Source organism: Blautia liquoris (assembly GCF_015159595.1).
In the GTDB taxonomy this organism is placed as follows: Bacteria; Bacillota; Clostridia; order Lachnospirales; family Lachnospiraceae; genus Novisyntrophococcus; species Novisyntrophococcus liquoris.
The window spans coordinates 3,095,389-3,113,355 of the sequence record NZ_CP063304.1 but is presented as its reverse complement, the minus strand read 5'-3'; the positions used below and the strand labels follow the sequence as shown (position 1 = coordinate 3,113,355).

The 17,967-nt window shown below is 41.2% G+C and carries 24 protein-coding genes and 1 tRNA gene; 15 read left to right on the top strand and 10 right to left on the bottom strand.

From position 1 onward, the window contains the following. Positions 1-4: 4 nt before the first annotated feature. The gene (locus INP51_RS14145) at positions 5-1,081 is read right to left on the bottom strand and encodes a DnaD domain protein (RefSeq protein ID WP_193735426.1); all 1,077 of its coding nucleotides are present in this window, start codon (positions 1,079-1,081) and stop codon (positions 5-7) included. Between the two features lie 324 nt (positions 1,082-1,405). Then, entirely contained in the window at positions 1,406-2,788 is a 1,383-nt protein-coding gene (gene murC, locus INP51_RS14140) for a UDP-N-acetylmuramate--L-alanine ligase (protein ID WP_193735425.1), read from the bottom strand. Between the two features lie 285 nt (positions 2,789-3,073). Between murC and INP51_RS14135 the strand changes: the two genes are divergently transcribed. From INP51_RS14135 to INP51_RS14110, 6 genes are all read left to right on the top strand, one after another. Then, the gene (locus INP51_RS14135) at positions 3,074-4,345 is read left to right on the top strand and encodes a glucose-1-phosphate adenylyltransferase (RefSeq protein WP_193735424.1); all 1,272 of its coding nucleotides are present in this window, start codon (positions 3,074-3,076) and stop codon (positions 4,343-4,345) included. A 1-nt stretch (position 4,346) separates the two neighbouring features. Then, complete coding sequence (gene glgD / locus INP51_RS14130; RefSeq protein WP_193735423.1) at positions 4,347-5,462, top strand: glucose-1-phosphate adenylyltransferase subunit GlgD; 1,116 nt, start codon at positions 4,347-4,349, stop codon at positions 5,460-5,462. 19 nt (positions 5,463-5,481) lie between these two features. After that, positions 5,482-5,781, top strand: a complete 300-nt coding sequence (gene spoVG, locus INP51_RS14125) for a septation regulator SpoVG (protein WP_193737388.1) — start codon at positions 5,482-5,484, stop codon at positions 5,779-5,781. Positions 5,782-5,971: 190 nt separating this feature from the next. Next, positions 5,972-7,393: an RsmB/NOP family class I SAM-dependent RNA methyltransferase gene (locus tag INP51_RS14120; RefSeq protein WP_193735422.1), complete on the top strand. Its 1,422-nt coding sequence runs from the start codon at positions 5,972-5,974 to the stop codon at positions 7,391-7,393. Positions 7,394-7,513: 120 nt separating this feature from the next. Next, positions 7,514-8,782, top strand: coding sequence for a PcsB-like coiled-coil domain-containing protein (locus INP51_RS14115; RefSeq protein ID WP_193735421.1), 1,269 nt, complete (start codon positions 7,514-7,516; stop codon positions 8,780-8,782). Positions 8,783-8,851: 69 nt separating this feature from the next. Continuing rightward, a tRNA-Pro gene (locus tag INP51_RS14110) sits at positions 8,852-8,925 on the top strand. A gap of 96 nt (positions 8,926-9,021) precedes the next feature. On the opposite strand, the gene INP51_RS14105 is transcribed toward INP51_RS14110, so the two are convergent. The 5 genes from INP51_RS14105 to INP51_RS14085 form a co-directional block, all read right to left on the bottom strand. Beyond that, positions 9,022-10,302, bottom strand: coding sequence for a tyrosine-type recombinase/integrase (locus INP51_RS14105; RefSeq protein ID WP_193735420.1), 1,281 nt, complete (start codon positions 10,300-10,302; stop codon positions 9,022-9,024). A gap of 165 nt (positions 10,303-10,467) precedes the next feature. Beyond that, the gene (locus INP51_RS14100) at positions 10,468-10,983 is read right to left on the bottom strand and encodes a hypothetical protein (protein ID WP_193735419.1); all 516 of its coding nucleotides are present in this window, start codon (positions 10,981-10,983) and stop codon (positions 10,468-10,470) included. A 301-nt stretch (positions 10,984-11,284) separates the two neighbouring features. Beyond that, a complete protein-coding gene (locus tag INP51_RS14095) occupies positions 11,285-11,920 on the bottom strand; it encodes a hypothetical protein (RefSeq protein WP_193735418.1) in 636 nt (211 codons plus the stop codon). A 15-nt stretch (positions 11,921-11,935) separates the two neighbouring features. Then, complete coding sequence (locus INP51_RS14090) at positions 11,936-12,340, bottom strand: ImmA/IrrE family metallo-endopeptidase (protein ID WP_230406818.1); 405 nt, start codon at positions 12,338-12,340, stop codon at positions 11,936-11,938. A 41-nt stretch (positions 12,341-12,381) separates the two neighbouring features. After that, complete coding sequence (locus tag INP51_RS14085) at positions 12,382-12,822, bottom strand: helix-turn-helix domain-containing protein (RefSeq protein WP_268885832.1); 441 nt, start codon at positions 12,820-12,822, stop codon at positions 12,382-12,384. A 209-nt stretch (positions 12,823-13,031) separates the two neighbouring features. Between INP51_RS14085 and INP51_RS14080 the strand changes: the two genes are divergently transcribed. Beyond that, positions 13,032-13,214 carry a helix-turn-helix domain-containing protein gene (locus INP51_RS14080; RefSeq protein ID WP_230406954.1) on the top strand — a complete coding sequence of 61 codons (183 nt, stop codon included), beginning with the start codon at positions 13,032-13,034 and terminating at the stop codon, positions 13,212-13,214. Between the two features lie 202 nt (positions 13,215-13,416). Here INP51_RS14080 and INP51_RS14075 read toward each other — a convergent pair whose 3' ends face one another. Then, on the bottom strand, positions 13,417-13,581 hold the full coding sequence (locus INP51_RS14075; protein WP_193735414.1) for a YjzC family protein: 165 nt from the start codon (positions 13,579-13,581) through the stop codon (positions 13,417-13,419). 114 nt (positions 13,582-13,695) lie between these two features. Here INP51_RS14075 and INP51_RS14070 point away from each other — a divergent pair, with 114 nt between their 5' ends. Beyond that, positions 13,696-13,911, top strand: a complete 216-nt coding sequence (locus tag INP51_RS14070; protein ID WP_193735413.1) for a helix-turn-helix domain-containing protein — start codon at positions 13,696-13,698, stop codon at positions 13,909-13,911. 269 nt (positions 13,912-14,180) lie between these two features. On the opposite strand, the gene INP51_RS14065 is transcribed toward INP51_RS14070, so the two are convergent. Further along, positions 14,181-14,795: a hypothetical protein gene (locus INP51_RS14065; protein ID WP_193735412.1), complete on the bottom strand. Its 615-nt coding sequence runs from the start codon at positions 14,793-14,795 to the stop codon at positions 14,181-14,183. Positions 14,796-14,821: 26 nt separating this feature from the next. On the opposite strand from INP51_RS14065, the gene INP51_RS14060 reads away from it, so the two are divergent. Further along, a complete protein-coding gene (locus INP51_RS14060; protein WP_230406817.1) occupies positions 14,822-15,112 on the top strand; it encodes a helix-turn-helix domain-containing protein in 291 nt (96 codons plus the stop codon). Then, positions 15,087-15,278 (top strand): hypothetical protein, encoded by a 192-nt coding sequence (locus tag INP51_RS14055; RefSeq protein ID WP_193735411.1) that lies wholly within the window; start codon positions 15,087-15,089, stop codon positions 15,276-15,278. Before INP51_RS14060 ends, INP51_RS14055 begins: the two co-directional genes overlap by 26 nt. 53 nt (positions 15,279-15,331) lie before the next feature. Here the strand turns inward: INP51_RS14055 and INP51_RS14050 are convergent, their stop codons facing one another. After that, the gene (locus INP51_RS14050; RefSeq protein ID WP_193735410.1) at positions 15,332-15,679 is read right to left on the bottom strand and encodes a hypothetical protein; all 348 of its coding nucleotides are present in this window, start codon (positions 15,677-15,679) and stop codon (positions 15,332-15,334) included. Positions 15,680-15,757: 78 nt separating this feature from the next. Between INP51_RS14050 and INP51_RS14045 the strand changes: the two genes are divergently transcribed. The 5 genes from INP51_RS14045 to INP51_RS14025 are packed head-to-tail and all read left to right on the top strand — an operon-like array spanning position 15,758 to position 17,964. Further along, positions 15,758-15,949 (top strand): hypothetical protein, encoded by a 192-nt coding sequence (locus tag INP51_RS14045; protein WP_193735409.1) that lies wholly within the window; start codon positions 15,758-15,760, stop codon positions 15,947-15,949. Between the two features lie 21 nt (positions 15,950-15,970). After that, positions 15,971-16,174, top strand: coding sequence for a hypothetical protein (locus INP51_RS14040; RefSeq protein WP_193735408.1), 204 nt, complete (start codon positions 15,971-15,973; stop codon positions 16,172-16,174). A 31-nt stretch (positions 16,175-16,205) separates the two neighbouring features. Next, complete coding sequence (locus INP51_RS14035; RefSeq protein ID WP_193735407.1) at positions 16,206-16,406, top strand: hypothetical protein; 201 nt, start codon at positions 16,206-16,208, stop codon at positions 16,404-16,406. Beyond that, on the top strand, positions 16,399-17,061 hold the full coding sequence (locus INP51_RS14030) for a YqaJ viral recombinase family nuclease (protein ID WP_193735406.1): 663 nt from the start codon (positions 16,399-16,401) through the stop codon (positions 17,059-17,061). The genes INP51_RS14035 and INP51_RS14030 overlap by 8 nt, the downstream gene beginning before the upstream one ends. A gap of 9 nt (positions 17,062-17,070) precedes the next feature. Continuing rightward, positions 17,071-17,964, top strand: coding sequence for a DUF1351 domain-containing protein (locus tag INP51_RS14025; RefSeq protein ID WP_193735405.1), 894 nt, complete (start codon positions 17,071-17,073; stop codon positions 17,962-17,964). The last annotated feature ends 3 nt before the right edge of the window (positions 17,965-17,967 follow it).

Below are 17,967 nucleotides of genomic sequence, written 5' to 3'. Positions count from 1 at the left end.
CCCTCTATTTATTTAATAATTGTTTTTCCAGTTTCTCGTAATCGTATTCACGCTGGTGGAAATTATTGAATTTATTTGACTTTCCAGCTTTTGCCTGTTCTCCTTTTTCGGATGATTTTACTCTTTTTTGGTGCTGTTCATCCAAACCGCGGATATCTTCATAAGATGTGACACCTTTTTGCTTCCAGTTGGAGAGAATTCCTTCGGCGTAATTAAAGCTTGGCTTTGCTGTTGCGGCAATTGTTCTCGAACATGCTTCCCTTATGATATCCAAAGAAAATCCATATTGTCGGAGCCAGCGATTCATATACTCGATTTCTGTGTCGACGGGATCTCTTCCGCGGATGCCGAAAGCCTTTAAGATGGAATAGTAATCCTTACTCCATGTTTTTGCACGTGCCTTGGCTTCTTCCACCGTATGTATGCTTTCCTCATGCCATGCCAGTCCTACTTTCTCGATGTAGTTTAAACTTCTGTGATTTTGGGAGACACAGTATTCGATCAGATATTCCACCAGATCAATGGGAAAATGCAGCTCGTCATAGAAATACAGAATTCTTTGCATATCTGTAGCACTCAAGGTCTTCTTCATATACTGTTCCGCCAGAAACAAAAGCTGGACAATATCAGGATTCTCTTTTTGGAGTTGTTCAATATCTCCGGGAGAGAGATATTTTGGCTGTGTATCTGAAACATCTCCCGAAGGAGCAGGAGTCTGCTCAGAAATCTGGCTTGCAGCAGCTTCGCGGATAGCTTTTGTCTCCGAAACTGCGGTGATTCCTCTGACAGGAAGCAGAGTAAGCCCTCTAAGTAAGCCTGACTCATCTGTGTCTAACTTTAAGATTCCGGCCTTTTTCCAATATTTTAAAGCCCGCTTCACATCATTTTCCGTGCACGAAAAAGCATCAGCTATCGATGACAAGCTGATGTCATATGCCGGGTCATGAGTGATGCGAAGCAGATAGAGATAGATCTTTACGAATTCACCATTGGCCTTTGCCATATATTCATCAATGAAGATATCCGGAACCAGAGTCGAAGAATCTGATCTGGAATCGGAAATGGTCAGCGTACTGCTCATGAATATAACACACCTTTCAACATAAGGGGGCAAATAGAACTTGCCCCTTCATTGTTACTGAGACTTAAGTATAACACAGTATTACATTTATGAGAATAGTAAGTTTTCGGATCCACATTCTGACAAAAGGTGGAGAAAAGTGTGGATAATGTGGATAAAAAATATAAAAAAATATTATCTGTAAACCTGAAACTCTAAAAATGTTGAATTTCCGAAAAAAAGTGAGAATTATGTCGAAAATGTTATGTAAACAAGGAAGGCATAAAAAATCCACATGATTACAGGGACTGGATTGTGTATAATCGTGTGGAAAATGTGGATAACTTACATCGTAATCAGTGTTTCCCCTATTTTGACAACATCTCCGGCTCCCATAGTTATCAACATATCATCCGGATGACATTTATCTAAACAAAAGCTTTCCACTTCTTTAAAAGAAGGAAAATAATAACATTCTGTTCCGAGAGCCTGTATCTTTTTCTGCAGGTCCCTTGAAGATATTCCAAGTGTGTTCTTTTCCCTTGCGGCGTAGATGTCGACGAGGATCACTTTGTCCGCAAGGGTCAGCGCTCTGGCAAAATCGTCGAGCAGGGCTTTCGTTCTTGTATAAGTATGGGGCTGAAATACGCACCAGGTTTCCTTATGTGGATAGTTCACCGCGGATTTCAATGTTGCGGTAATCTCTGTCGGATGGTGGGCATAATCATCAATTACGGTCACACCATTTACTTTTCCCTTATACTGGAATCTGCGGTCAGTTCCCATGAAAGTTTTAAATCCTTCTTTAATAGTTTCCACGTCAATGTCTAGTTTGCGTGCCAGTGCTATTGTAGCCAGTGCATTTGACACATTGTGGGTTCCTGGTATCAGAAGGCTGAATGTTCCAATCTTTTCACCGTGATATGAGCAGGTAAAGGTGGGATGACCAATCTTGTCAAAGGTAATATCCGAGGCCGTATAATCTCCATCCTTGTTTTTTAGACCATATGTGATAACTTCACAGTCAAGACCGTTTGCGATGGTCTCGTAATTTGGTGTATCTGCATCGATGATCAGTGTGCCGTCGGAAGGAAGAAGCTTTGCAAACTCATGAAATGAGTGACGGATATCATCAATATCCTTAAAAAAGTCCAGATGGTCTGCGTCAACATTCAATATCAAACTGATTTTTGGGAAGAAACTTAAGAAACTGTTAGTATATTCACACGCCTCTGTAATAAAGACTCCAGAGTTACCAACCCTTATATTTCCGTGAATAGAGGGAAGGATTCCTCCGACTGATATCGTCGGATCACATCCTGCAGCCATCAGAACATGGGATGCGAGTGAAGTTGTGGTAGTCTTTCCATGAGTACCGGATACAGCAATTGGCATACTGTAATTTTTCATCATCTGACCAAGCAGCTGCGCACGGGTCAGCACGGGAACCCCCTTTTCCCTTACGTATTTGTATTCTGGATTATCCGGATGGATGGCGGCAGTATAAACGACAAGATCAATATCATCTGTGATATTAGATGCCAGCTGCGGATAATGTACGGTGGCACCGAGGCTTTCGAGATGGCTGGTGAGTTTGCTTTTCTTCGCATCTGAGCCGGATACAGTAAATCCCTCCGTCAAAAGGATTTCGGCCAGACCGCTCATACTGATGCCGCCAATCCCTATAAAGTGTACGTGTATGGGTTTTGTAAAATCTATTGTATACATAGTAGTCCTCTTCTTATAGAAAATGATTTTTATTTTTTTAGTTTATTATACGCTGTTTCCGGATAAAAGTAAATAACAGAAGAAATGGGCACCTTCTTTGAACTGTAAATATTTTTTCTTTGTCGGAATCTGTAGAATTATAAAAAAAGATGTAAAACATCTGAAAAATTTTTAGGTAATATTAAATAATATATGGAAAAATAACGCGTAAATACTATAAATAATGTTCACAATACGGCGAAACTATGGTATAATCGTATATCATATACTACAAGAGGTGATTGCATGATTAAGAAAGAAATGATAGCAATGCTGCTTGCGGGCGGTCAGGGCAGTCGTCTGGGGGTACTTACACAGAATGAGGCCAAACCTGCAGTTGCATTTGGCGGGAAGTATCGAATTATTGATTTCCCACTCAGTAACTGCATTAATTCCGGTATTGATACCGTTGGGGTGCTCACGCAATACCAGCCGCTGAGACTCAACACACATATTGGAATTGGTATTCCGTGGGATCTTGACAAGAATGTGGGCGGGGTGACCGTACTGCCTCCATATGAGAGAAGTACAAGCAGCGAGTGGTACTCCGGAACGGCAAATGCAATCTACCAAAATCTGGCTTATATGGAGAACTTTAATCCGGATTATGTTTTGATATTATCGGGAGATCATATCTATAAGATGGACTACGAAGTAATGCTGGACTTCCATAAGGCGAATAACGCTGATGTCACTATAGCCTGTATGCCGGTACCCATAGAAGAAGCAAGCCGTTTTGGTGTTATGGTTACAGACGGAAATGGGAGAATTACAGAATTTGAAGAAAAACCTGAACACCCAAGAAGTAATCTAGCGTCCATGGGGATCTATATTTTCAGCTGGCCGGTGTTAAAAGAAGCACTTACCAATTTAAAGGATCAGGCAGGGTGTGATTTTGGAAAACACGTTCTTCCATATTGCCGGGATAAAGGAAAGCGTCTGTTTGCGTATGAATTCAATGGCTACTGGAAAGATGTGGGGACGCTTGGATCTTATTGGGAAGCAAACATGGAGCTGATAGATATTATCCCGGAGTTTAATCTATATGAAGAGTTCTGGAAGATTTACACCAAAGGGGATGTAATTCGTCCCCAATCTATATCGGGGGAGGCAGTGATTGAGCGAAGCATCATCGGAGATGGTGCAGAGATCTTCGGAGAAGTCCATAATTCTGTCATAGGAGCAGATGTACATATTGAGCCGGGTGCTGTAATCAGAGATTCTATCATCATGAGACACACGACGATCTGTGAAGGAGCCGTGGTGGACAAGGCTGTTATTGCAGAGAATGTCACGATAGGAAATCATGCGGTACTAGGGTATGGAGAGGAAACCTTAAATCAGCTGAATCCGGATGTTTATTCTTTTGGACTTGTGACGATTGGTGAGTGTTCCGTAATTCCTGAAGATGTGAAGATCGGGAAGAATACAGCGATCTTAGGTGAAACAACATCAGATGATTATCCAGACGGTGAGTTGCCCTCAGGCGGTGCGATATTAAAGAAGGGCGGTGAATGATATGAGAGCGCTGGGTATTATATTAGCAGGCGGAAACAACAACAGGATGAGAGAACTGTCCAATAAGAGGGCGATTGCTGCTATGCCGGTAGCAGGAAGTTATCGAAGCATTGATTTTGCACTGAGTAATATGGCAAATTCTCATATACAGAAAGTAGCAGTGCTGACCCAGTATAATGCGAGGTCTCTGAACGAACATCTGAGCTCTTCCAAGTGGTGGGATTTTGGACGCAAACAGGGTGGCCTGTATGTGTTTACGCCGACAGTCACAACAGGAAACAGTTGGTGGTATCGGGGCACAGCGGATGCGATTAATCAGAATTTATCCTGGCTGAAACACAGTCATGAGCCATATGTCGTCATTGCCTCCGGCGATGGTGTCTATAAACTCGATTACAATAAAGTGTTGGAATATCATATTCAAAAGCGAGCTGATATCACGGTTGTATGCACGGAGTGCAGGGAAGCAGATCCGAGCCGTTTCGGTGTCATCAAGATGAATGAAGACTTTCGAATTGAAGAGTTCGAGGAGAAACCGATGGTTTCGGATTCTAACATCATATCGACTGGCATCTACGTGATTCGAAGAAGGCAGCTGATTGAGATGATTGAACGGTGTGCACAGGAAGACCGTCATGACTTTGTAAAAGATATCCTGATTCGATATAAGAACCTTAAGAGGATCTACGGATATAAGATCGATACATACTGGAGTAATATTTCAACAGTTGAATCTTATTATAAGACAAACATGGATTTTTTAAAGCCTGAAGTTCGAAAATTCTTCTTTGAGGATTATCCGGGTATCTATTCCAAAATTGATGATTTCCCGCCGGTAAAATATAATCCGGGAAGCATGGTGAAGAACAGTCTGGTTTCCAGCGGATGTATCATCAACGGACAGGTTGAGAATTCAGTGATCTTTAAAGATGTGTATGTCGGGAATAATTGTGTGATTAAGAATTCTATTGTATTGAACAATGTATATCTGGGTGATAATACCCATATTGAAAACTGTATTGTTGAAAGCCGCGGTACAATAAAGGCAGACAGCTACTACTGCGGTGAAGACGAGATTAAAATTGTAATAGAAAAAAACGCAAGATATGTAATCTAAATAACAGGGGGATGACATGATGAACATTACAGACGTAAGAGTACGCAAGGTAGCCAAAGACGGTAAGATGAAAGCAGTTGTATCCATAACAATTGATAATGAGTTCGTGGTGCATGATATTAAAGCGATTGAGGGTGAAAAAGGGCTCTTTATCGCTATGCCAAGCCGTAAGGCGGCAGATGGTGAATATCGTGACATTGCTCATCCGATCAATTCGGCAACTAGAGAATTGATTCAGAATATTGTTCTGGAAAAGTATGACCAGATCAAAGATGATCATATGGCAGAAGAGCATGTAACAGAAGATGCACTTGTTTAAAGATGCTTTAATAACGGCTGTAAAAAGCGGCGGAAGTCCGGGAAAAAGACCTGGCTTCCGCTGGTTTTCGTGCTTTGATCGACTGTGGTATGTTCACAATCTGTCTTCTGTATGGTATAATCTGTCGATACCAGAAGCACAAAAGTGCGGAGCAATTCACGGGTAGGTGAAAAGAAAGGAACATATAATTATGACAGATTTACCGGGACCGTTCTTAGATCGCATGAAACATATGCTTAAAGGTGAATATCAGGATTTCCTTGCCAGTTATGGAAAGCCGCGTCTTCATGGACTTCGGGTGAATACCATGAAAATAACGCCTCAAAGATTTGAAGAGATTTCTCCATTCTCAGTAAAGCCGATCCCATGGGTGAAGGATGGATTTTACTATGAGGGAGATGTGCATCCTGCATCAGATCCTTATTATACTGCAGGACTCTATTATCTTCAGGAGCCTTCTGCAATGACTCCTGCCAGCCGGCTGCCAATTGAAAAAGGAGATAAAGTCCTTGATCTTTGTGCGGCACCGGGAGGAAAATCAACGCATCTGGCGGCGAGGCTATATGACACAGGAATTCTCGTTGCGAATGACATCAGTGCTTCCAGGGCCAAGGCACTTCTCTATAATCTCGAAGTGTTCGGTGCGGGTAATATCTTTGTGACAAATGAAATACCGGGAAAACTTTCGGAGGTTTTTGAGGGGTGGTTTGATAAGGTTTTGGTGGATGCCCCCTGCTCTGGTGAGGGGATGTTTCGAAAAGCTTGCGATGTTGCAAAAACATGGGATGAACAAAGACCCTGGTATTTTGCAAAAATTCAAAAAGACATAGTCTCAAATGCAGTTAAGATGCTAAAGCCCGGGGGCATGATGTTGTATTCTACTTGTACATTTTCCCCGGAGGAGAACGAAGGGACAATCTCCTGGCTGCTTTGGAAGTATCCAGAGATGGAACTTGCGGATATTGCTTCATACGAAGGCTTTCGTCCGGGGGTGCCCGACTGGGGAGACGGAAACGAAGAACTGAAAAAGTGTGTCCATATTTGGCCTCACCACATGGAAGGCGAGGGACATTTTCTGGCACTTCTTAGAAAGAAAGGGCAGCAGTTACAGGAGAAGACTTTTGAAAAGAGAAGCAGGAAAAAGGCACTGTCGCCCTCAAGAGGTCTTAGCAAAGAAGAGAGACGGTTGCTGGGAGAATTTCTGCGTGAGACTAGGATCAGCGACGCAAAGATCTGCCTTGAGTCGGACCATGTAGAATCAAGAGGCGGCAGAGCTTATCTTATTCCAAAACTCCCGGATGCAAGCGGCAGCCTGCATTTCCTGCGGTATGGTCTGCTGCTCGGCGAATTTAAGAAGAATCGCTTTGAGCCTTCGCAGGCATTTGCGATGTCTCTTACACCTGAACTTTGCGGTGAGTCTATATGTCTTCAAAGGAATGATGAACGAGTACTTCGATACCTCAAGGGTGAGACGATTCAGGTACCGGAAGAGGCCTGCTCTCTGAAAAAAGGATGGAAGTTAATGTGTGTGGATCAGTATCCACTCGGATGGGGGAAATTGCAAAATGATGTCGTAAAGAATAAATACTTGTCGGCATGGCGCAAAAAATGACACTGATGTTACAGCAATGTTAAGAAAAATTAAATAAAGCTTTCATTTTTTACAAACTTGTGGTATAATCTGCTCCTATGGGGAAGAAAAACATGTTCAAGGGGACTACGAGGTGTAAAGATGAGAGATAAGAAACGATTAGGTTTGATGCTTGTGGCTTTGTCTTTAACGTTTTCAGCTGTGCCGTCTTATGCGGCAACAACACAGGAAAGAATATCCGATATTCAGGCACAGAAGAAGACGATGGAGTCTACGCTTGAAGATACCAGAAACAAAATCGCAGGTCTTAAATCAAAGAAAGATCAGTCTGAATCCTATATGTCAGATCTGAGTGGGCAGCTTACAGATTTACAAAAGAGTCTGGAAGAGCTGAAGACACAATCTGAAAGCAAAGAAAAAGAACTGGAACAGGTTCAGACGGAACTGGAAAGTGCCAAGGATCAGGAAGCAAAGCAGTATGAGGATATGAAACTTCGTATTCAGTACATGTATGAGAATTCCAATTCCGGTTACCTAGAGATGCTTTTTTCATCCGATAATTTTGGAGATTTCATAAGTCGTGCACAAAACATGGCTGAGATCAGCAAATATGATAGAAAAATGCTGGATGACTATCAGGCAGCTAAGGAAGAGGTGCAGGAAAAAGAAAATAAAGTTCTTGACGAGCAAAAGAAAATTGCAGCTCTTCAGGAGCAGAGTTCCCGAAAACAAGAACAAGTCCAGGAACTCTACAAAGCTACATACCAACAGGTAAGAACCTATAACGAAGATTTGGATCAGTCACATTCCGAGGAAGGGGATCTTCTTTCGAGAATCAATTCCCAGGAAGATACGCTTACACAGTTGATGGTACAGGCAAAGAATGAAGAAGTAGAACGCCAGCAGCGTGAGGCGGCAGCAGCACAGGCAGCCCTGGAGACACAAGCGGCCAGAGAGACACAGAAGAAACAGGCGGTTTCTTCGCAGGCGAAGAAAAACACACCTGTCAATGCCGGATCATCTGTTGTACAGCGTCCTTCTGGTTCGGACAATGGGGCGAATAACAATGCCAGTACCGGAAAAAGTCAAAAGGTAAACCCGACTGCTCCGAGTCAGTCTGACGGACAGGGGACCTATCTTGGAAACTTCAAGCTCACTTCTTACTGTAATTGTGAGATCTGTACCGGGAAATGGGCAGGCGGTGCGACAGCCAGCGGAACAACTCCGACGGCCGGAAGAACGATTGCCATGGCGGGACTTCCATTTGGGACAAAACTGTCAATCAATGGTCATGTCTACACCGTAGAAGACCGCGGAACACAGTATGGCCATGTGGATATCTTTACGGGAAGTCATGCAGATGCGCTTGCATTTGGAGTTCGGCATGCGGATGTTTACAGACTGAACTAAAAAGTTGTTGACATTTTCTATATTATTTTATATAATACATATTGCTGATGCGAATTCGCATCGCAATGTCGAAGCGTGGCTCAGCTTGGTAGAGCGCTGCGTTCGGGACGCAGAGGTCGTGGGTTCGAATCCCGTCGCTTCGATTTAAAAAAGCCTGTAAATACAAGGAAAAACGAAGGTCACTCCATTTTGTGGGGTGACCTGTTTTTATGTCTTGACTAACAATTGACTAACGCTTCTTATTTTGCACTTTTAAACATCCCGCCAAGCGCATCTGCGGCCGCCTCATCTTTTTTGCGAAGGGCGTGCGCATAGATGTCCATCGTGGTAGAAATCTCCGAGTGTCCCAATCTGGATGATACCGTTTTCAAGTCTACCCGGTCAGCAATCAGCAAGGTAGCGGATGTGTGCCGAAGCCCGTGCAAGGTTATTTCTGGTAGTTTCTCTTTGTGGTCTGGATCCTCGTTGTATCGTTTTATAATTTTCTTAAACGCATGATTGGGCGTGCTGATATCCATCTGTGCTCCGTTATCTTTTGTGAATATATGCCCTTCACCCTGCCAATATGACCCCAGGGACAGCCTTTCCACGTTCTGCGCAGATTTATATTGTTTAAGCATTTTCATCACATCTAGGGGCATTGAGACCGTTCTGACGGATGAATAATTTTTAGGTGCCTTCGTAATCTGTCCTTGTTTTGTTCTTGCGGCTGACTTTGTAATGCTGATTGCGTTATTTTTAAAGTCTACATCGTTCCATGTTAAGGCAATCGATTCGCCTAACCGGAATCCCCCAAACAGCGCGAGAAAGAAAAATATCTTTTGCTGTAATGGGACGGTATGCGTTTCAAAGTGTCTAGCTGATGGCGAACCATCTTTTCTTATTCTTCCGCCACTGGATGTCGTATATTCCTCGTCCAGATAATCCAGGAATGTTTTTGCTTGCTCCAGCGTAAAGTATTTTATGTCCGCAACTGATCTATCCGGCTTGGGCGGTTTAACCCTTTTGCACGGATTAGACTCTATCAGCTGCCATTGTACGGCGGTATTTAGGCTGCTGCTGATGATTTGATGGATCCGCTTGATTGTGTTTGCCTTGTAGGATTTTTTCTTCCCCTGAACGGTATATCCGTCTTTTAACAGTTTGTTATAAAAATCCTGAATGTGCAGCGGACGTATTTGACTTAACTTCATGTGACCAATCTCTGGCACGATAAGATTACTTAGCGAACTTTCGCAACGTTCGATGGAGGTCTGTTCCATTTGCTTTTGCGCATAGTCTTTAAGCCAAAGCTCTACGTAATCTTTATAAAGCATTTTACCGCCATTAAGATATTGCCCGGATATAACCTTATCTTCGAATTCAACTACAAATTTTTCCAGGGCTTTTCGGTTTTGCCGCTCGGTCTTGTCCGGATCCGGAATAAACGTAGCAGTCTCTATAATCTGCGTGCCGTCCGATTTTCTGCCGTTACTGACGGTTATTTGATATCCTTTTCCACGTTTTCTTATACTGGCCATAATATCCTCCTTTAAAATGGGTATAAAAAATACACCTGTACAGGTGCGGGAGGCTTGTGGTACAATATATGTGTTGAGTATATGTATCGGCCTTGCGCCTGTACAGTATCTATGTGAAGCCGTTCCTGTTGGCGCAGGGGCGGTTTTTGTTTTGCTTATTGTAGATTATTTTGCCTTATTTTTTAAATTAGTTGCCTTTACAGTTCTATTTCTAAAATATTCTTTTCTATTCGACTGTGCTAAATTTTGAATGGCTTTATCGGCAACCCGTATTTCATCATCATACATCTTACGCTTACGATATATAATACACAGACGTTTATATGGATGACTGCCCTCAAATCTGTGAGTGACATTATATTCATAAAGAGATACGGCCGCATCTACGTTCCCATCCTTTTCGAGATTCATGCCTACCAGATTGTTATTAACAGGGTCAGAAGAGGGAGGTACGTTTTTGATTTCCTCCATAACTTTTTTAATTTCTTTATTGTGCCCTGAGTTTTTAGAATGCGAAACGATGACGGATTGATGTTTTTCAATCATTGCATCTCCTTTTCCTGTGGGTTTTGCATCTTCAAGATATCCATTCTTTGCTAGAAAGTCTTTCTCAGCCTCAAAATTTATACCATATTTATATTCAAAATACGCCGGAACTTTCTTGTTTGCATATTTTCCCAACCAATATAGCATGTAGACATGCCCGGGCAAGAGTCCATCATCGTACCTGGTCATTGTCACCCCTTGTATAATATTTTGTTTTGGAAACATCTTAACTTTTTCAGCCCAATCCTTCATATCTCTATCATCAGAGATATAGGGCTTTACTTCATAATCAAAATAATATTTTTGTAGAAATAAGTTTTTCCTGAGGGAACCCTTCCCTGATTTTGATAAAAAATTTAGAAAGCCCATTTAAATACCCCCTGTTTTCATCTTAATTACAATATTAGTCAGGTTGTTTATCCGGCACGGAATCTATTTATAAATTATTGTAAATATTTTGAAGATTCTCGTTAAATGCTTCAAGTATATTTTTGGGCATCTCAGTAATATCAGGTATCTTGTTTTCACTCGAATATTTAATTCTGTAGGAATAATGGTTTTCTTTGTGCAAGGCTGCTTTGTCTGGTGAAACTTTATAGGTATCATCTTGCTTTATTCTAACACTGCTTGATAGTTCAGCTTCAGAAAATTCATATTTGTTTCCTTCACTTGTTCCAAAAAAATAAATTCGATTTCCACCTATGTCCGAGAAACCATAATTAACAAGTGTTTCAAAATCCATACTATTATCGCCGCATGACAAATACAAGTCTGGATTGATGACGGTGCCGTTATATGTAGTTTCCGTCTTATCTTTATCTATCCAATGTTTTTCGGTTTCGTTTAGACCCCTAATATTGATAGAAATTGTCCCGTAGATATTCCATTCGTTATCCCGAAAAGATTGATATAAATTTACGCCATTTAATTGTATAGTGGATTTGTTTAATTCCATATTGGCTGGCAATTTCTCAATCTCCACTTCTTTTCCGGTATCTGATCTTTTGCCACATCCACCAAGCATTATTCCCAAAAGTATTATGCATCCAGATATTAATAATTTCTTCTTCATTGAGCTTCCTCCTTTTTATTTTAATCTTAGGTCAATAAGTTCCATTGGATATCCGGTACATCTGCAAAACTGGTCTTTGGTGCACCCGGCGAAATCATTCAACATGTCCTGCGTGATTAAAAGATATGCTGCGAACCAATTTGCTTGTCTTTCGGTCTTGCTCGTCAACATTAAGGTATGGTGCGCCATAAAGCAGCAGTTTTCTTTCCAGTGCAGGACAGCATGTCCAAGCTCATGGGCCATTACAACACTTAAAAACACTTCGTCTTCAATGCCCGAATTCAGAAAAATACATCTGGTATGCGCCAGATACTTATACATTCCAGAGTATTTTCCCAGCGGCTCAAAGAACACTTTAATCCCCAATATTTCAGCAATTTTGAATGGGTCATTAGTTTCAAAATGCTTCAAATAATACATTATAAGTCTTTTAATTCTCTTGTCCAACAAAGTCACCCCTGTCACTTTTTATTCTTATTAGGATTATACTTCTCCTTGTTAATTATTTTTAGCTGCTTCATAGCAGATTCCAGAGCATTTTCCAGTAAAGACAAAGACATCGGATCTACCTCCTCACCATTATAATACAACGGCCCGTCATTCTGGTCTTTGATATCTTTCATTATAACATCCAGTTTCTTTTTAATATCTCTTTCGTCTTTCGGCGTAAGCACTAGTTCTTTTTTATCAGTTTCTTTTCCAGTCAATACATAGTCGATCGTTACCCCAAAATAGTCAGCGATAATTTCAGCAAGTTCAGTTCCACATTTAGAATCTTTCTTTTTCCATGTGCTGATCGTTGATGAGCTTACCCCTGTATCCTTGCAAAATCTATATGCAGTTATCCCCTTTTCTTTTAGTAATTTCTCAAATATCTCGTACATAATGCTCCCTTCTAAAATTATTTCTGCAAAACGAGATAAAAGCTATTGACTAACTCGGTATAACGTGCTATAGTATGCTCATAGCTTGGTTAAACGAGATAACAGCTTTTAATCAAGAAGTAATTCGGTTGAATAATATAGTTCGTTCGACAAACATACTATATCACTAAACCGAACCAAACACAAGTATAAATTTATAATAAAAAGGAGGTGTAGTTTTGTCTAAAATGTACACTTGCGCGGATGTAGCCCAGCGTTACGGCGTGAAGGTTATTACTGTATGGGATTGGATTCGCAAAGAGAAACTGTCTGCAATAAAGATTGGAAGGGATTACAGAGTCTCTGAGGAAGACCTTAAAGTGTTCGAGGAAAATAATCGAACTACAAGAAAACAATCGAATATTTCTTAGAATAACACAATAGCTGTCCGATAAAAAGGACAGGAAAGGAGGTGCAAGAGATGTTAAGACATTTTATAACGAAATATAGAGAAAATGGAAAACAATATGCAGAATCTTGGCTACAGTTCAATATTTTGGGGAAATGCTTTTGCTTTTCAGAGAAAAGAATTGAAATATAAAAGCCACCATCCTAAGACAGTGGCCGGAGAAATCACTGTTTCTCCCATTTGTGACCTTTTTCTTGAGTTGGTGGCAAACGATCGCCCTTATCAATATGAACCAGGCGAGGATCAGTTACCTGACCGCCACGAGGACCAACTTCCTTATAGGTTCCAGGAGCCTGATTATCAGTGCCTGGGTTAATCGGTTCCGACATAAGTAATACCTCCTTTCTTCGACTGGTGCTGGAACATCGGTCGATAATACATGATATTGTGCGAATGTGCGTTCGCTATACAATATGTGGTATCACATAGATAGGAGGAAATCAATGGATAAATATGAATTATCTGAAATTCTAAGAAGAGAAAGGACGAATCAAGGACTTACAATTAAGCAGCTGGCTGAAAAGGCGGGGGTTACTACAAGAGCGATTGATTACTGGGAGGCAAAGCAAAAGGTAATGTCAATTGAGAGTGCAGATAAGATTTTTAAAGCACTAGGAATCAGCATAACAATAGGCTATGAGCCAGAAAAGGAGGTGTGAGAGATGACTCTTATTATTATTCAAATTTGGACTTTGGTAATGCAGGTATTCATATTGATTTCAATAATTCAGATGACAGCAGGGAATTTCAAAGAAGATAGAGCCCGAAAAAAAAGGTACAAGACTCACAGATCAGTAAAGGCGGTTTGCCCTAAATGCAACTATGGACATTTTCGAAGGTACATAATTATAAAACCCAAAACTGGAAAATGCCCATATTGCGGGGCTGACGTCAAGTATAAAAAAAAGAAATACAACGTGGGTTATAATTACCGATAATTGTCTGGGATGGAAGTGTCTTGATGGCGTTTACCGCCAACTGCAAGACCAAACATATCACCATTATCCTGATAGGAGATGTCATAAAAGTTGCCAGATCCTAAATCCATTTCAATTTTGTATGTTTTTCGTGAAGTGGTTACAAAGCGCTCCACGTCTTTATTTCCAATGATAAATGAATCATCTCCGCCTTCATGGAAAGCAAAATAACCGCCAAATGCGCTATAAGGCTCTATGACAAAAGGAGTGGTGATTGAAAGAGCATCGTAATCAATTTCATATTTCCTGGATATTCGATTGGTTGATGCTACATTGGCAGAATCAATGGTAAGGAACCCGTCACTATAGCCTTCAGAAAGATGAGTGGAGGAATAGTCTCCGGATTCATAAAGTCTCAAATTCAAGATTGATATTGGGAGGGCGGACTCGTTTAAAAATGTCAGATACAAGTAAAACAATTTATCTGCATTGTTTGAAATTTTCTTCTGTGGAGTGATGATTAATTTCATTTTCTCATTTTTGCATCGAGCAACTTCGTTTTTAACAAGTATGGATACAGATATCGTAGAAAGTAAGCAAGAAACAAGAGCAATAAATACATTCATAAAAAGTACCCCCATATATATGTTTGATGAAAGAACTTTATCATAGCGGTGGAATTAATACAAGGATATTTACAAGAACTATAAAAGGAGAAGGAGGTGTGAGAGCCATGACAATCCCGACAATGAAGACCATCCGGGAGGCAAGCAACGCAACCGGCATCAGCTATGACCGGATTCGGAAACTGTGCTTGCAGGGGAAAATCGTCCACATTCGGATGGGCACCAAGATTTTAGTCAACATGGAGAAATTCGTAGAATATCTAAACAGAGGAGATGGAGGAGATGGAGCCAATGAAGCAGATAATCCTATACCTTAAAGCAGCCATCCTATCTGGTGCCGCAGCGTTGCTTATAATGGTGTCTCTGCTGTATGCCGGCATGGAGGTATTGGATGTATTTTTCTGGATGTTGATTGTATTTTTAATTGGATATTTTAGTATTTTGGCAGTGATTGAAGAAAGGAGAGTTCATGAAGAAGATTGAAAAAGCGCTGTGGTTTAATACAGGACTGTCCATAGGCGCAGTAGTGGCGGCAGTTACGGCGTTAATAGTGCAATTATTGAGATGATTATTGCAACGATAGCCAAAACTGCGTTTATAAAAATAGGCATCCAGAATCGAAAATGTTCTTGCTTTTTATGACTGAGTTGTTGATTAATGTAGTCTTTATAATCGGTCAAAGCAGTTATGGCTTTGAAACTAAAACAAATATCTCCGTTTTTAAATAAGATGTATCCTTGTTTTTCAAGTTCTTTAATTCGGTATTCGGCTGATAAATCTGTCTCTATGCCTAATTTTGGGAAGCCCTCAAAGCGGTTTTGAGATAGATAAACAAGGTACCTCATATCGCTTTCGGAGATTCCTTGAAAATTATTTTCGTACATGGCAACATCCATCCTTGTTGTTTAATAAGGGAATTATATCAAATTGTGTAAGAAGGCACAAGAAGAAAGGAGGAAGATATGACCCTCATAGAGAAAACCGCAGTAATCATGGAGTCCATCAATACCAGGGTATATGCGATACAGCCGGAAGAGGAAGACGGTTGGCAGGTGGCTATCTATCACGCACTGTGTGATATCGAAGAAAAAAGCCCTGAGAGCGGCAACTCTCAGAGCAAAGTAAAGAAAAATAATTTCACACCCTTATTATAGGGGATTAGAAAGGGAAAATCAATGGAAGATAAGCAAAAAATATGTGATCAGCTGGTAACAGCCCTAGAATTGACCAGAGCTTTATACGACTTAGAAAGTTTGGAATATAACCCCCAGTCAGAGACAGTGCGTGCAACATTTACAACAAGAGGGCACAAAATAGTGAATGTGGCGGCAGATTCCGGGATTGCAATGATCCGAGACATTATTGGACAGATTGTTTAAGAAAATGAAATTAGCCAAGGAGGGACAAAAAATGAACAAGAAAGCGTGTGATATCAAGGCAGGGGATACCCTCTGCATCGAATACGGGGCACCAGACAACTTCGTGAATTTTAAAGTCAGAGCGGTATTTTCTACGGACAGCAAAACTATGGTCCTGACAGATTCTAATGTAGGAAGTGAGACATTTGTTTTAGATCCGGAAACGAAAGTGATTGTGGCGCCAAATGTCTGATGCATACACCTTAATCGACACGAGGAATCATGATGCCTGGCTAAAAGCCCGTACCTTTGGAATTGGTGGATCCGATGCTGCAGCTGTCCTGGGACTTACTCCATACAAGACAAACACAGAATTGTATGAGGAGAAGACAGGGCAGTGGACTCCGGAAGATATTTCGGACAAACCCTATGTCAAGTATGGCACTATGGCAGAACCGCTGATCCGGGAACTGTTTTCATTGGATTATCCGGAATACAAGGTTGAGTATCATGAGAACAGAATATTGAGAAGTAACAAATATCCCTTTATGCAGGCATCACTGGACGGAGAACTTACCGATCAGGACGGCCGCCGGGGTATTTTGGAGATTAAAACCAGCAACATCATGAATGGAAGAATGTTCGATAAGTGGAAGAACAGGATACCGGATAACTACTACATACAGGTTTTACATTACCTGCTTGTTACCGATTATCAATTTGTAGTCCTGCGAGCTCACCTGAAAACGGACTGGGGGTCTCCCGATCGGCAGACATCCGTCCGGCATTACTTTATCGAACGGTCAGAGGTCAAAGATGATCTGGATATGCTCCTGGAAGCGGAGCAGAAATTTTGGAACTGTGTGGAGAGCGGCAGAAAACCGCCGCTGATACTACCGGAAATTTAGGAGGATTATATGGAACTTAGAATTATGAGTCCCCAGGAAGATGGATTTGTAAAAGAAATCCAGTGGAACAATGAGGAACTGAAACAGGAAATCACTGCAACGATGCAGGAATACAAGAGCCTTGCTTTTACGGAAGATAATATCAAGGATGCAAAAGCAGACCGGGCCAAGTTAAACAAGCTGAGAACTGCATTTGAGAACGAGCGTAAACAGATCAAGAAGCAGTGCATGGAACCATACACCAAGTTTGAAAAACAGGTAAAAGAGATTGTCGCATTGATCGATGAACCTATTGCTCTAATTGATTCACAGATCAAAGAAGTTGACGACCAGAAGAAAGCTCAAAAGCAGAAAAATATTGAAGAGTTGTTTGGATCCCTTGGTTTTCAAAACTTTGTTACTCTGGATAAAATATTTGATCCGAAATGGTTGAATGCTTCAATGACAATGTCAAAGATTGAAGAACAGATGAAGAGCCAGATGTTTCAGATCGGACATGAACTTGAAACTATCCGGAAGCTTCCAGATTTTGCTTTTGAAGCAAAGGAACTATACAAGAAAACACTGGATATGAATCAGGCAATCCAGGAAGGCCAGAGGCTGGCAGAGATACAGAAACGGAAGCTTGCGTATGAGGCCGAACAAAAGGCAAAGGTCGAGGAACAAAAGCGTCAGGAAGAGCTGAGACAGAAAGAAGCAGCACAGAGGGCTGCAGAACAGGAATCTCAGGGAACAATTGCTGAAGCTCCGGAGATGGAAGAAAAGCCTCCGGTAGAACCAGAGCATCAGAAAGCAGATCCAATTATGAGCATTGATTTCAGAGCATGGGGCACAAGAGAACAGCTGATGAATCTAAGACAGTACATGATTGATAACCATATCAGATTTGGAAAGGTGGAGTAGAAC